We start from the raw sequence: 13,625 nt of genomic DNA on the forward strand, positions 1-13,625 counted from the left end.
TTCGGTAACCGCTACCAAACTTTACGATTCCATTCATCTTCCAACGAAGACTAGAAGAACTTAGCTTAAAATAACCGCTCTGCATTATTATGTATTCATCTCACCATTCGCTAACACGAACTATTCGTTTCACTTTATCTTTTTTATCCTATCATAAAATAAAAAAAAGAAAAATAAAAAGCCCAACATAAAATTTAATTTCATCATGTATATCTTCATTTAGATTGGACATAAATAACTATAACAACATCACCTTCGATGTTGTTGCCAACCGCGGAGAAGACTTACGTTTCCCCATAAGTTCTTCCTCCGGTTTCTCCTCTCCCTTTGCCTTCTTACTAGTACATGCTAGTATAAGAAGGGCCCTGCTTTGCAGGGTTTTTTTTCTTTGTCTACTTTTCATTTAAAAAGTGAGATGGTACAGTAAAAGAAAGAGGAGGAAAAGATATGATTCAACGCTTTATAGAACTCGGAGAGGGCTACTCTGATTTATATGAATTACTTGAAATTGCCAAAGCAAATCAAGAACGTATAACACATATGTTACAATTTGAAACAATTAAAAATGAAAAAAAAGTGTGTTCACTTGTTGTAATATTAAAACCAACTACTACTGGTGATTTCCAACCATTATACATATGTCGTGAAGGCATTCCTGTACTTGAAAATAAAAAAAGTAAACGCGTCATTTTATTTGAAGAAACGGCAGAACAACTTGGAAAAAAAATGACTACCTTTACGGTAAAACCATCCACAACTTTCCCAGAAAAAGAACTGTTTTTCAATCATTTAATTGGTATTTTACGAATGAATAATTTTATTCCTCCAATGAAATAATGTGTTATTTCAAATAAAAAATCCCCTGTTAAAATTAGCAGGGGATTTTTTCTATTAGCTATAATCGTATTCTTTTGCCCGATCAGGACGTGAATTTTCAAATTCCGTTTTTAAATACGGGCGGTACGACTGTTCTATCTTTTTCACAAAAGGAAGTTTGTTCAACTTTTGCATCATATGCTCAATTTGTTCCATATCACAATATACTACTGCATATTTTAAACGTTTTGATATGTAATGTATGTTACCATATTTTCTTAAAATCTTGGCATGTTTCAATGAATGTAAATAAACAATCATACTTTGTCGTTGCCCGAACATAATCTTCTCCATCTTCTCCTTTTAAAAACATATATTTTATATTTTATGAAAACCAATCAGAAATTTATGACATTACAGGACAAACTCTGTATACGTTTTCTTCTATCTTCTAAAAAACGGGGTGATTTACCCCGTTTTTTTACAACCACAACCTCCGCCGGTACCACAACCGCCACCACAGCCACCAGCATCAAAAAATGGATTTCCTGTTGGAACTTTGATGGAAGAGGACACCTCAGAACCGATTGCTACACTAACTTCATCTAACAACTTTTGTAAAGCCGTTTCTACTCGCTTAAAAGCTGCAATCTTATCATGTAAATCTACAGAACGCTTCAATTCCCTCATTTTCGTCGAAACGAAAGTATAGTCAGGATGATATTTACCGAAACGTTGCACTTCCTCATATCGTTCTTTCATCGCTGTAAATTGCTGAATTAACGTCTGAACTTCCATATCTTCATGCAAGTCTTTATAACATTTACGGTAATCTTCTGCTATATCTGAACAGATGATCGCTTTTGCAAGCTGCTCTGCCTTATCTAATATTAATACGCTTTCTAGCGTCGCTACAATCATGAGAGACACCTCCGAGTATTTATCATACCACATTTAGAATAGAACTACTAATTGAAGTGTCTCACTAAACAGAAAGATATCATTCTAACTATTTTTTAATAATTTCAGTACACATTTATACATTAATATGTTCCGCGATGTTGTATTTAACAACATCCCACTTCCCACTATTTTCATTCACATAACTAATACATGCGTTTTTTAACGGTGTCTTAAACGAAATATCTTCCGGAGCAATTGCATGTAAAATTGCTTTTATCGCATGAGAATGGGCTACAATAATAATACGTTTGCCAGAATGAGTTTCTGCAACATCTTTTACCGCAGCAAAACAACGAGCTACAATTTCTTCATCTTGCTCCATACCTTCTACTTTACCTTCTGCAATTAATTCCCTAACAGTCGCAACTGGCTTCCCAGAAGCTTCACCAAAATTACGTTCAACAAATCGCTCATCTAATAAAATTGATTGTAATCCAGTTGCCTCTGCAATTTCCTTAGCTGTTTCTTGCGCTCTAATTAATGGGCTACTTATAATTATATCCCATGCCTCCACTTGCAAAGCAGCTGCACTTTGACTCGCTTGCTTCTTCCCCACTTCATTAAGCGGAATATCTTCACGTCCCTGAATAATCTCTTGAAAATTCCAATCAGTTTGTCCATGTCGTACTAAACAAATTTCCGTCATGCTCATGCTGCAACTCCTTTTTAAATAATCCGCTTCTATTGTATCAAAAGTTCTGCATGACGGACATAGTTTTCCCTTCCAATTATGTTGCATTTTGCTGCTTCATATACTGAAACATATCAATCATAATGGAAGCAACTGCCAATTGATTTTGAAATTTCTCAACTTTATCTGGTATCGTTTTTTTGAAATGTTGCATAGCTGCTAACTCAAATGCCTCTTTTTCTTCAGGGTTTCGCGTTAGTTTTCTATACCAGTAAGGTTGCTCCCTAATATAGCGAGATAAATCCTCATCAGCCTTTATAAACTCCATAATTTCTGCTCTCATCCGCTTTCCTCCTAATCCTTCTGAAAGAAAAATGGATTATTTTCGGAAGTACTCTCTTCTTGCTGCGTGCGTTTTCCTTGAAATTGTTGAAAAACTTGTTGCACACTCCCAATAGCACTCGTCACATTGGCTAAATGATGTTGCATTTGTTCCACGTCTAACTTTTTAAAGAAAGAAAGCATTTGCCCCATCACATCAGCAGTTTTTTCCTCTTCAGTTCGAGTATCCTTTTCTTTTCCATTTTCTTTTTTCTTTTCTTTTACCGAAGAAAAAGCAGGCGCTCCATCCGGTCTAAAAGTTGCCCATATTGGATCTTCTTCACCAAGTAAGTACCATTCCTCATAAAACTGTTGCCAAGTTTTATGACCACTTCGAACTTCATGAAGCATTTTAGGGTGATGGTTTACAAACTCTTTAAACTGTTGAACCGATGGATGTAACGGTCCTTTTGTTGTCGGCATAATCCTCACCTCTTCATGTATATCTACTATATAATAAGAAAAAAAAGGCGCATGGTTCGCCTATTTTTAGACGATTCATGCACCTTTTTATCCTACTATTTGCATAGGGGAAGATTCCCATCCACAATTTACAGTTTCATTTTATTTCCGAATAAAGTTTTGTGTATAAAACTTATCGTATACGCCAACACCTAATCCTGTAAATTGTTCATTCAATAAATTTTTTCGATGTCCCTCACTATTTAACCAACCTTGCAATGCCGCAACCCCATCACTATGTTGCGCCGCTATGTTCTCACCGGCAAGTTGAAATCCTACTTTCCCGCGCTGTAAACGATCTCCTAACGTACCTAATGTAGGTGAATCGTGTGAAAAGTAATTATTATCCTTCATATCTTTACTATGACCGATTGCCACCTCTGCCGTTTGTTGGTCCCACGCTAATAACGGTACATTATGACGACTTCGAATAATATTTGTTAAATCAAAAATTTGTTGCATATTCCCATTCTCTATTTGTTTCATTTTATCTGGAGTTAATGGTTGTTCTGCTAATAATTCACCCGAATAAACGAGCTGATACGGTCTTTGACGCAATAACGTTTCGTCATCCATATAACGAACACCGACAAGCTCATGCGTAAAATGATCAAAATATAATTGTGCCCAACCATCTTCTACTGGTACTAATGGTTGTTCCATCACTTCGGTATCAGATAACTCAAATTGATAACTATTCTTTCCTCTTTTTAACGAAATCTCATGAGAAAGTGGATTCTTTTTATACACATCTTCATACTTTTCATTTATATAATAAGGTGGCACCTTAACTTGCTCACCAGCGACATACGCCGTTACAATTTTACGTTCAGCAACCCCAAATTGAACATACTGAGCTAAATCTTGATTGTATACCCACCATTCATATCCGTAAGCAGATGGTTCTATTCGAGAAGGTTCGCCCCATTTTGCTAATAAATTTTCAGAGTCCCCACCAATCATATTTAAAACCGTATCAGAAGAGTCTTCATTTACTGGTTTTTTCTTTTTCACAATTTTATTTTCTTGCTTTGATTGAGATGGGGTTAATATATATTGTGAAACGAGTAATTTCCCGTATAAATCAACAGCTAAAATTAAAATTGTAATCATTACGATACGCAATAATTTCTTCAATCGATATACCTCCTGCAAAAAACATAAAATTGAGATATACACAAATCCTTTTCTTTCCTTTTTTTGTGTGTACCGTACTCTTTTCACTATATCATATTTTCGCAAAAAAAGTCTGGATTATCCCTTTTCTCTCAATATGAATTGCACTTTCTTATTATTCATACTATTATAAAAATAATGGTGTAACATTAAAAAAGGAGGTATTTTATGCAATTTACAAATACGAAATTTAATGGGGCAGTCGTTGATTTAACACTATTAACAGAGATTATGGAAAAGAACCATTTTGTACTTGCTGGACAGTGGGATTATGAACGAGTTACATACGATTATAAATTCGAAATATTAAACGATGTTTATTATTTACGTGTACAAGGTTTAGCTGTTGAAGGCGACATTGGCAGCAGACACGCTGAAATAAAGCTACTCCCTCCCTTATTAGGTAAACATTATTATCCTCACGGCGTTGAATATGGTGATGGTGAAACTTTCCCAACGAATGTAATTCAAAAAAGCGAACAACTCCTACAAAATATCGAAAAAGAGTTAAAAGAATTCCAAATCATTGAGTAAATAGAACAAGCGCATCAATATGATGCGCTTGTTCTATTTATCTTACTTAAGAATGAATCGTCTTTTTGACTGGATACCCATAAATAGTTCCATCCTTTACTTTAATCTCATCTTCCCAAGGAACCTTATATTTACCTTCAGCTAAATCTTTTACAAACGTATATGGGTTTTCTTTCACCCCACCAGGAGTCGCTACATATCCCCTTGAACCTAGATTATATATATTATTTTCGAGACCCCATCCTAATCTAGCTTGATCTGCTAGCTCTGGATATACTTCAGCAGTAACAATCTCCCAAGGATTTCGGTGTCCCTGCACTAAAGTAGTCCCATCAAAATTACATACTTGTCCTTCACCAAAATAATAAAATACACCATCATAACCAGCTAAGTTCACCGACAATGTATACATTAAATTTTGCCATGCATTCGAACGATTAGTTAACATCCATTGTTCACTAACTTGTGTGCTATATCCAGAAATACGAATCAAGACATTTGCACCTTTATAAGCTGCTTCACGAGCTACTTCAGGAAACATACCATCATGACAAATACAAACAGCTAATTTACTTCCTCCTGGCCCATCACAAACAGGTAAACCTAAATCTCCAGCCTTCCAAGGTTCAACTGGCACCCAAGGATTTAGCTTACGATACTTCAAAATCATTTCACCTTGTGGATCAATAATTATTGCTGTATTATACGGTTCTCCACCATCAGGATTTCTTTCCATTATAGAAAAAACACCATATACTTCAGACTCTTTACATGCCTCAGCAAACAAGTCTGTTTCTGGCCCAGGGACCGTACATAAAAACTCTTCTGTAGTCCATTTTTTTGTATTAAGCCCTTGCGTACTATATTCTGGAAATACTATCAATTCCAATCCAGGATACCCTGCTTTAGTTGAATGAATTGTTTTTATGATCTGTTTAATTTGTTTATCAATGTCTGCACGTGACTCTACTACCGGTACTGGATATTGTATTAATGCTGCTAAAAAACCACTAATTGGCTTTACCATACTTCCACTACTACCCATTTAAATTCCCCCTTAAAATAGTCCTTGTTTTATTAAAGATAACAATATAAATTTGTAACTCTCTAAAAAACTTGTACTACACATGGAATTATTATGCATTAAAGCTAGTAGTAAATCTTATATCCACTTTAGTACATGCCTACACTAACTTAACATAAATAATTAGAAAATTCAATCTATTAAAGTTTAGTAAAACTAAAAAAGTGTATGGAAACCCATACACTTTTTTACTTCGTTTGTAAATACGGCGGCAATTGTTGTAACTGCTCTTTATCCTTTTCACGCTCTCGACGCGCCCATCGAAAGAACACATAACCAATAATTGTACCGTACACTATTTCCTGGACAATTTTCATAATGATGCCGCCTGTTTGTTGGTCTTGTACGATCGGCATCCAGTGTAAAAATTCTGGTCCAGTTATATTTAAATCAGATAAAGTTCCCGCCGGTACACATAGTTCCATCGCCTTCATCCAAGCAGCCGGATCCGTATACGTTGCAAACAACGGCGCCGTTGCAAAAATAATTAACGCGCAAGCTGGCGTTAATAATATACCGTTAGCAAACATATAACCAAGTTTCTTTATATCACTTAACGTTTGATATTCTGGTAATGGATTTAGCATCGGCCACCACATCATGATTGCCGTAAAGAACAATATAGCGAGACAGATAGGATGAGCAATTTGACTTTGTTTTACTGTATCAAAAACAACTGGTAAATGATAAAAAGAAAACAGGCCATTAAATACAAACAATGCAATAAGTGGCTTAGCAAATATCTTTAATATAATTTGAACGAACTTAAAAGAAGTAATATAACGATATAACCAAACTGGTATACCAAGCAACAACAAAGGCGGAACGGCAATATACATAACTGCCATTTCAAACATATGTGCACTAAATATAATATGACCAATTAAATCAATAGGCCCTCCCTTTACAAAATACAAAAGAACAATTCCAGTCGTAAAATAAAAAACTTGCTTCTTACTTACCTTTGTCGCATGTTCAAATCGCATTCTATACGGCCCAATAATTAAAAAATATCCAATGAGGATCGAAAGCATAAATAATAAAAAGATTGGACTCCATAGCGCTTGAAAACCAAATATCCACAAGTTACTCATTTTCACACCTACCTTCTTAAGGTTATCCGTTCACATAACATGAAGAGGGAGCTGTGTCAACACAAGCTCCCTTATTCTTCACTTTTCAAATCCACACAATTGTCATAAAAGCTAAAATTGTAATTAATCCGATCAACAGACCAGAATAAAGAAAGAAACTTGCCGCTTCATGTCCTTTATGACTCATATGCATAAAATAATACAATTGAAAAATTACTTGTACCACCGCTAATAGTAAAATAAATGGCACTGAAAAAGTCGGACTAAAAGTTTTCGGATATGCTACCGCTGCAAATGCAACTAATGTTAAAAAAATCATTAATGCAAATGTAATAACTTGATGCTTCATTTCCTCCGCACTTTTTCTTTTCCGATAAACAAGATCAACTTTAGGATTATTCGTTTGCTTTATCGCCATTGTTTATCCCACCATTCCCATTAAATATACTACAGTGAAAATAAACACCCAAACTACGTCAATAAAGTGCCAATAAATCGATGCAACATAAAACTTCGGTGCATTGTATAAATTTAGACCTCTCTTCGCATTCCTAAAGATTAATGTTAAAATCCAACACAATCCAAACAATACGTGGAGTCCATGCGTACCAACAAGAGCATAAAACGCGGAACCAAATGCGCTACTTCTCATAGTATGCTTAAATTCATGCGTATAATGATAAAACTCATATATCTCAAATCCTAAAAACCCTAAACCTAGCAGCACTGTTACTAGTAGCCAAAGTTGCATTTTCTTAAAATTAAAGTTTTTCATATGATACATCGCATATACGCTCGTTAAGCTACTCGTTAATAAAAGCATCGTCATAATGAAAACGAGTGGCATTTGGAACATCTCTTGAGATGTTGGTCCGCCATTTGTAGAATTCTTTAACGCTAAATATGTGCCAAATAAGGAAGCGAACAATACTGTTTCGCCTCCAAGAAATAACCAAAAACCGACAAACTTATTTTTCCCCTCAAGGGTTGCTTTTTCAGGCTCTGCTGGAAATGTTTCATTCGTTAATTTTTCATCTACATGCATTACGCCTTGCCCCCCTTATCTTCTAAATCTTCTTTATGAATATGATATCCATGATCATCAATTACTGAACGTAGGAACATTGTACCAAACGTAATAATTAAACCGATAATTGCTACTAATAACCAAAACTTATCTTTTCCACCCTGCATATACATTGCACCGAATGCCGCTATAAACAACCCTAAAGAAATGATAAATGGTGAAAATGATGGATTTGGCATATGAATATCACCCACTGGTTCCGCCGCTGTCATCTCTTTATTCCCTTCACGTTTTTCAATCCAAAACGGATCTAACCCGCGAACAAATGGTAATTGTTTAAAGTTATATTCTGGTGTAGGTGCTGGCATTGTCCATTCTAATGTACGTCCATCCCACGGATCACGACCAGCCTTTTCTTTTGATACTGTTGTTTTAATTACATTGAATAGAAGAACAATCGTTCCAAGAGCCATAAATACCGCTCCAATAGAACTAATCATATTGCCCATTTCCAACCCTTGACCTTCAAGATATGTGTAGTAACGACGTGGCATACCAATTAAGCCAAGGAAATGCTGAATGAAGAACGTTAAATGGAAACCGATAAAGAATAACCAAAATGTTATCTTTCCTAACGTTTCATTCAATACTTTATTAAACATCAGCGGCCAATAATAATGGGCTCCTGCAAGTAAACCAAATACAACACCACCGACAATTACATAATGAAAGTGAGCTACTACGAAATAGTTATCATGAAATTGATAATCAGCTGGTGCAGATGCTAGCATAACACCTGTAACTCCTCCCATTACGAATGATGGAATGAAGGCTACTGCCCACATCATCGGTGTCGTAAAACGAATACTTCCGCCCCACATTGTAAAGAGCCAGTTGAATATTTTAATACCGGTCGGAACCGCAATCGCCATTGTTGCAACTGAGAAAATAGCATTTGCAACTGGACCAAGCCCAACAGTAAACATATGATGCGCCCATACCATAAACCCTAAAAATCCAATTAATACTGTCGCAAACACCATCGACGAATAACCAAATAATCGTTTTTTCGAAAACGTCGCGAAGATTTCTGAGAATATTCCGAAAGCTGGGAGTATAAGAATGTATACTTCTGGATGACCGAAAATCCAGAATAAGTGCTCCCATATAATTGTATTCCCGCCCAGTGCTGGATTAAAGAAACTTGTTCCAAATAAGCGGTCTAACATTAAAAGTCCTAATCCTACAGTTAACGGCGGAAAAGCAAATAATATTAATGAAGATGTTACAAATGTCGTCCACGTAAACATCGGCATACGCATATACGTCATCCCTGGCGCACGCATATTAATAATGGTTACAAGGAAATTAATACCTCCAATTAATGTACCTATACCGGAGATTTGCAAGCCAAGCACATAAAAATCAACACCATGGCCTTTAGAGGCTAAAGCTAAAGATGCATAAGATGTCCATCCTGCATCAGGCGCTCCACCTAAAAACCAACTTAAATTTAAAAATACTCCACCAAAGAAAAATAACCAAAATCCGAGTGAATTCAAAAACGGGAACGCTACATCACGTGCACCAATTTGAAGTGGTACAGCGGCGTTCATAAATGCAAACACGAGTGGCATAGCTGCGAGGAAAATCATTGTTGTACCGTGCATAGTTAATACTTGATTATAAGCATCCCCAACAAGAAAAGCGTTGTTAGGAATCGCTAATTGAAGGCGAATAAATAGAGCTTCTATTCCGCCTATTATAAAAAACAATCCACCTGCAATTAAATAGAGAATGGCAATCTTTTTATGGTCTACTGTCGTTAAATAATCCCATATGACAGCACCCATCCCCTGTTTTTTTGCTACAGAACTCACGTTTTCAACCTCCCCTTCGCGAATAATCCCTCTTTACTTTTCAACTTTTAACGTTTGTAAGTATGCATTTAATGCATCAATTTGATCGTCTGTTAAGTTGCCATATTTACCAGTCATTTTATTTCCTGGTTTCATATTTTCAGGATCTTTCAGCCATTTTTTTAAGTTTTCTTCATTGTTTTCAGCAATGCCGGCAACTGTATCGCGATCCGCAAAGTTTGCTAAGTTTGGTGCGATACGAGCGGAAGGTGGTCTACTATCATTAGATCCAACTGCGTGACAACCAATACAGCTTTTATTAAATATTTCTTGGCCTTCTTGCGCCTTTGTTGAAGCTACTTCTTTCTTCCCATCAATTTTCTTCATATCAGCAAGCCACTTTTTGTACTCGCTTTCATCTAAAGCTTTCACTTTGAATTGCATTAAAGAATGTGATGGGCCGCAAAATTCTGTACAAAAACCATTATAAGTGCCCGATTTATCTGCCTTTAACCACATTTTGTTCACATTATCTGTATTTGTATCCATTTTCCCAGCTAAAGATGGAACCCAAAACGAATGTTTAATATCGGCACCCTTCAAATTCAAATACACTTTCTTACCTGTGGGGATGACTAAATCTTGAGAAGTTACTATCTTTTCTGATTTATAAGAAAATTCCCACCAATAAAGATTCGCTGTTACATCAACAACGATAGTATCTTTATCAATATTCTTTTTCTCCATCGCACTTACATCAGCAAGTTTGAATGTATATGTAACCGTCGGAACAGCTAAGATTAGCAAAAGAATAATCGGAATAACTGTCCATATAATTTCTAGTTTGTGATTCCCTTCAACTTGCTCCGGAATATAATCTTCCTGACCTTTCTTTTGTCGGAAACGCACAATTACATATAAGAAAATAATAGTAACTACTAGTACTACTCCTACCATGATCGCACTTGCTAGTAAGAGCAGATCATATTGCATTTTTGCTACTTCTCCTTGCGGAATTAAAGTAGATTGAAAGGCTTTACCGCATCCCCCTAACAGTAAAGCCAGCAGTGAAACGAACGAAAGCAGTCGCCACTGTTTCTTCATACAAACAACCCCCACTTTCCTTGTGAATTAGATTGTACTTTATAGTTAAGTAAAGTAAATCTCAACGTAAAGAAATCCAATTATGTCGTTGTCTTAGAAGAATGTAACTACAATCATTGATACAAATAAGATTGTTAAATAATTTAGGGAATAAACAAACATTTGCACAGACCATTTGATGTCATCTTTCTTACGGAAGCCATAAAAACCTAAAACGATCCATCCGATGTTAAGCAGTGTTGCAATTACCATAAATGTTATCCCTAGTCCACTCATATAAAATGGTAGTGGTAATAAACATACTGTCCAAATCATAATTTGGCGTTTCGTAATTTCAAATCCATGAACTACAGGAAGCATTGGAATTCCTGCGTTTCGATATTCATCAACACGTTTCATTGCTAATGCAAGGAAATGTGGGATTTGCCAAATAAACATAATTAAAAATAACATCCAAGCAATTGGATGGCCTAAAGATGGATCGATTGCTGCCCATCCAATTAAAGGTGGAACTGCACCAGATATACTACCTACAACAGTATTTAGTGTATACTTTCTCTTTGTCCATAAACTATATAGAACAACATATGTGAAAGCACCAATAAATCCCATTAAGACTGCCATTGGTGTTGTTAATAATAAAAATACAAAACCAAGAAGTAATATAACTAGTCCAAATGTAAGTGCAAATCCTGGTTTATACTTTCCAGTAACCGTTGGACGGGTCTTTGTTCTTTCCATTAATGGATCGATGTCTCGATCAATGTAGTTGTTTAAACAACATACCCCTGCCATAACTAATCCAGAACCAACGATTGTAAAGAATAACTTATCCAGATTGTCCATTACACTTAATCCATTAAAGTGTAATGCCAACCAAAATCCTGTAAATACAGTAAGTGTATTTGAGTTTACAATCCCCATTTTAACGAGCGCTTTTAAATCTTGTAACCGAGTTGTTTCCGGTACGCTTGTAACAGCAGACTCATCATGCAGCTCACTTGTTGCATGGTTCATCACTTTAACCCCCTCTTAAAACTTTCGTCTTTCTTTTTGCGCCTATTTCAAATTGAAATATTTCGCTTCTATATAGCAATATTATTACAGTAGAAACATTGTTAACCCATTCTACTACTAATCTACGCCCATACTCCAATATATTAAATCATATTTCCCGAACATTTTGTGAAGAAAACATGAACTTTTTGTGTCGAACATAAAAAACTTAATTGTTACTTATCCATATCATAACATGATGTTACCTTCTATAATAAACTTTTTTGTCATATTTAACACGTATTCTTCCCATTTCTTTTCAAAATAGCCTATTTTTCACCTAAAAATTTCCTTATAAACCTTATTTCCACACCCGTTTTCTCTTCCCTGTCTTCCCCCTCCATTTCTTTGCTATTTTATTATTTTTTATATATCATAGGAACTAGCGCGTTTTATTCTATACATAATGGAATGAAAATATTTCGCAATAACTTCATAGCAGAAAGATGGTGAAAGAGATTGCAACGCTTTATTAAATGGTTAGCAGTCATTACGAGTCTTGATTTATTAATAGTTTTATTAGGAGGCGCCTTAGTTACAAAAACAGGCTCTGGCCAAGGATGCGGTAAATCATGGCCACTTTGTAACGGTGAATTTGTTCCATCTAATTTATCAATGGAAACTATTATTGAACTAAGTCATCGCCTTACATCAGGATCAGCAGGAATTCTTGTCACTCTCCTTTGTATTTTGTCCTGGAAATATTATAAACATGTGCGCGAAACAAAAACGTTAGCAATTTTATCCTTCGTATTTTTAGTTGCACAAGCATTAATGGGAGCCGCAGCGGTTGTTTGGGGGCAAATGCCAGCTGTACTTGCTATCCATTTCGGTATTTCCTTAATTTCATTTGCTTCTGTCATTTTATTAACGTGTCTTATCTTTGAAATTGACCAAAAATTCGATGCACGTTCACTTATTATGGACAAAAAAATGAAATTTCATATTTATGGTGTAACAATTTACAGTTATATTGTCGTCTACACAGGGGCTTTAGTACGTCACGAACGAGCTAGCTTAGCCTGTCCAGACTTTCCTTTATGCAGCAAAAATAGACCTATGCCAACTCAATTACATGAATGGGTTCAAATGGGACATAGAGTTGCAGCGATGTTAATTTTCGCTTGGATACTATACGCGATGATTCTCGCTATCCGCCATTACAAACAGCAGCCTGTCGTATACTGGGGATGGATTATCTCATTTATCCTTGTTACACTTCAAGCTATCGTAGGAATTTTAGTCGTATTTACAAATGCTAGTTTATCAATGGCATTATTACATTCCCTATTCATTTCTTGCTTGTTTGCTGTACTATGCTATTTAGTTATGTTAGGTACAAGAAGTAAAGTGAATGCAAAAGAAGCTGCATCAATTTCTAAACAAACAAAATAAATGAAAATACCTTGCCCGAATTGGCAAGGTATTTTTTCGTAAT

16 protein-coding genes are annotated in these 13,625 nt (G+C 35.6%); 3 read left to right on the forward strand and 13 right to left on the reverse strand.

Annotation, left to right across the window (positions count from 1 at the left end):
• Window positions 1-447: 447 nt before the first annotated feature.
• Entirely contained in the window at window positions 448-837 is a 390-nt protein-coding gene (locus ACTFNE_RS01120; RefSeq protein WP_270705103.1) for a DUF7147 family protein, read from the forward strand.
• A 54-nt stretch (window positions 838-891) separates the two neighbouring features.
• Here the strand turns inward: ACTFNE_RS01120 and ACTFNE_RS01125 are convergent, their stop codons facing one another.
• The 6 genes from ACTFNE_RS01125 to ACTFNE_RS01150 form a co-directional block, all read right to left on the reverse strand.
• Window positions 892-1,158, reverse strand: coding sequence for a YlbG family protein (locus tag ACTFNE_RS01125; protein ID WP_002080814.1), 267 nt, complete (start codon window positions 1,156-1,158; stop codon window positions 892-894).
• Window positions 1,159-1,284: 126 nt separating this feature from the next.
• Window positions 1,285-1,737 carry a YlbF family regulator gene (locus tag ACTFNE_RS01130; protein WP_000634351.1) on the reverse strand — a complete coding sequence of 151 codons (453 nt, stop codon included), beginning with the start codon at window positions 1,735-1,737 and terminating at the stop codon, window positions 1,285-1,287.
• A gap of 115 nt (window positions 1,738-1,852) precedes the next feature.
• Window positions 1,853-2,425, reverse strand: coding sequence for a histidine phosphatase family protein (locus ACTFNE_RS01135; RefSeq protein WP_046198541.1), 573 nt, complete (start codon window positions 2,423-2,425; stop codon window positions 1,853-1,855).
• 82 nt (window positions 2,426-2,507) lie between these two features.
• Complete coding sequence (locus tag ACTFNE_RS01140) at window positions 2,508-2,753, reverse strand: YlbE-like family protein (RefSeq protein WP_001200990.1); 246 nt, start codon at window positions 2,751-2,753, stop codon at window positions 2,508-2,510.
• A gap of 11 nt (window positions 2,754-2,764) precedes the next feature.
• Complete coding sequence (locus ACTFNE_RS01145; RefSeq protein WP_001143326.1) at window positions 2,765-3,214, reverse strand: YlbD family protein; 450 nt, start codon at window positions 3,212-3,214, stop codon at window positions 2,765-2,767.
• A 141-nt stretch (window positions 3,215-3,355) separates the two neighbouring features.
• On the reverse strand, window positions 3,356-4,390 hold the full coding sequence (locus tag ACTFNE_RS01150) for a CAP domain-containing protein (RefSeq protein ID WP_046198480.1): 1,035 nt from the start codon (window positions 4,388-4,390) through the stop codon (window positions 3,356-3,358).
• Between the two features lie 207 nt (window positions 4,391-4,597).
• Here ACTFNE_RS01150 and ACTFNE_RS01155 point away from each other — a divergent pair, with 207 nt between their 5' ends.
• Window positions 4,598-4,963 carry a YugN family protein gene (locus tag ACTFNE_RS01155; protein WP_001160940.1) on the forward strand — a complete coding sequence of 122 codons (366 nt, stop codon included), beginning with the start codon at window positions 4,598-4,600 and terminating at the stop codon, window positions 4,961-4,963.
• Window positions 4,964-5,009: 46 nt separating this feature from the next.
• On the opposite strand, the gene ACTFNE_RS01160 is transcribed toward ACTFNE_RS01155, so the two are convergent.
• From ACTFNE_RS01160 to ctaB, 7 genes are all read right to left on the reverse strand, one after another.
• Complete coding sequence (locus ACTFNE_RS01160) at window positions 5,010-6,008, reverse strand: formamidase (protein ID WP_000535781.1); 999 nt, start codon at window positions 6,006-6,008, stop codon at window positions 5,010-5,012.
• Between the two features lie 227 nt (window positions 6,009-6,235).
• Window positions 6,236-7,141, reverse strand: a complete 906-nt coding sequence (gene ctaG, locus ACTFNE_RS01165) for a cytochrome c oxidase assembly factor CtaG (protein ID WP_000069014.1) — start codon at window positions 7,139-7,141, stop codon at window positions 6,236-6,238.
• A gap of 85 nt (window positions 7,142-7,226) precedes the next feature.
• Entirely contained in the window at window positions 7,227-7,559 is a 333-nt protein-coding gene (ctaF, locus tag ACTFNE_RS01170; protein ID WP_000985699.1) for a cytochrome c oxidase subunit IVB, read from the reverse strand.
• A 3-nt stretch (window positions 7,560-7,562) separates the two neighbouring features.
• Window positions 7,563-8,186, reverse strand: a complete 624-nt coding sequence (gene ctaE / locus ACTFNE_RS01175) for a cytochrome c oxidase subunit III (protein WP_000557861.1) — start codon at window positions 8,184-8,186, stop codon at window positions 7,563-7,565.
• Window positions 8,186-10,021, reverse strand: a complete 1,836-nt coding sequence (gene ctaD, locus ACTFNE_RS01180; protein WP_011040617.1) for a cytochrome c oxidase subunit I — start codon at window positions 10,019-10,021, stop codon at window positions 8,186-8,188. The genes ctaE and ctaD overlap by 1 nt, the downstream gene beginning before the upstream one ends.
• A 60-nt stretch (window positions 10,022-10,081) precedes the next feature.
• Complete coding sequence (gene coxB / locus ACTFNE_RS01185; RefSeq protein WP_000745271.1) at window positions 10,082-11,131, reverse strand: cytochrome c oxidase subunit II; 1,050 nt, start codon at window positions 11,129-11,131, stop codon at window positions 10,082-10,084.
• 93 nt (window positions 11,132-11,224) lie between these two features.
• Entirely contained in the window at window positions 11,225-12,148 is a 924-nt protein-coding gene (ctaB, locus tag ACTFNE_RS01190; protein WP_001015058.1) for a protoheme IX farnesyltransferase, read from the reverse strand.
• 498 nt (window positions 12,149-12,646) lie between these two features.
• Here ctaB and ctaA point away from each other — a divergent pair, with 498 nt between their 5' ends.
• Window positions 12,647-13,582, forward strand: coding sequence for a heme A synthase (gene ctaA / locus ACTFNE_RS01195; protein ID WP_001188736.1), 936 nt, complete (start codon window positions 12,647-12,649; stop codon window positions 13,580-13,582).
• Window positions 13,583-13,625 lie beyond the last annotated feature (43 nt).

It is taken from the genome of Bacillus cereus group sp. MYBKT111-2 (genome assembly GCF_051915205.1).
GTDB lineage: Bacteria > Bacillota > Bacilli > Bacillales > Bacillaceae_G > Bacillus_A > Bacillus_A paranthracis.

Coding starts and splice junctions, on each gene's coding strand:
- ACTFNE_RS01120 (WP_270705103.1), top strand. CDS start 448: ATGATTCAACGCTTTATAGAACTCGGAGAGGGCTACTCTGATTTATAT.
- ACTFNE_RS01125 (WP_002080814.1), bottom strand. CDS start 1,158: ATGTTCGGGCAACGACAAAGTATGATTGTTTATTTACATTCATTGAAA.
- ACTFNE_RS01130 (WP_000634351.1), bottom strand. CDS start 1,737: ATGATTGTAGCGACGCTAGAAAGCGTATTAATATTAGATAAGGCAGAG.
- ACTFNE_RS01135 (WP_046198541.1), bottom strand. CDS start 2,425: ATGACGGAAATTTGTTTAGTACGACATGGACAAACTGATTGGAATTTT.
- ACTFNE_RS01140 (WP_001200990.1), bottom strand. CDS start 2,753: ATGAGAGCAGAAATTATGGAGTTTATAAAGGCTGATGAGGATTTATCT.
- ACTFNE_RS01145 (WP_001143326.1), bottom strand. CDS start 3,214: ATGCCGACAACAAAAGGACCGTTACATCCATCGGTTCAACAGTTTAAA.
- ACTFNE_RS01155 (WP_001160940.1), top strand. CDS start 4,598: ATGCAATTTACAAATACGAAATTTAATGGGGCAGTCGTTGATTTAACA.
- ACTFNE_RS01160 (WP_000535781.1), bottom strand. CDS start 6,008: ATGGGTAGTAGTGGAAGTATGGTAAAGCCAATTAGTGGTTTTTTAGCA.
- ctaG (WP_000069014.1), bottom strand. CDS start 7,141: ATGAGTAACTTGTGGATATTTGGTTTTCAAGCGCTATGGAGTCCAATC.
- ctaF (WP_000985699.1), bottom strand. CDS start 7,559: ATGGCGATAAAGCAAACGAATAATCCTAAAGTTGATCTTGTTTATCGG.
- ctaE (WP_000557861.1), bottom strand. CDS start 8,186: ATGCATGTAGATGAAAAATTAACGAATGAAACATTTCCAGCAGAGCCT.
- ctaD (WP_011040617.1), bottom strand. CDS start 10,021: ATGGGTGCTGTCATATGGGATTATTTAACGACAGTAGACCATAAAAAG.
- coxB (WP_000745271.1), bottom strand. CDS start 11,131: ATGAAGAAACAGTGGCGACTGCTTTCGTTCGTTTCACTGCTGGCTTTA.
- ctaB (WP_001015058.1), bottom strand. CDS start 12,148: ATGAACCATGCAACAAGTGAGCTGCATGATGAGTCTGCTGTTACAAGC.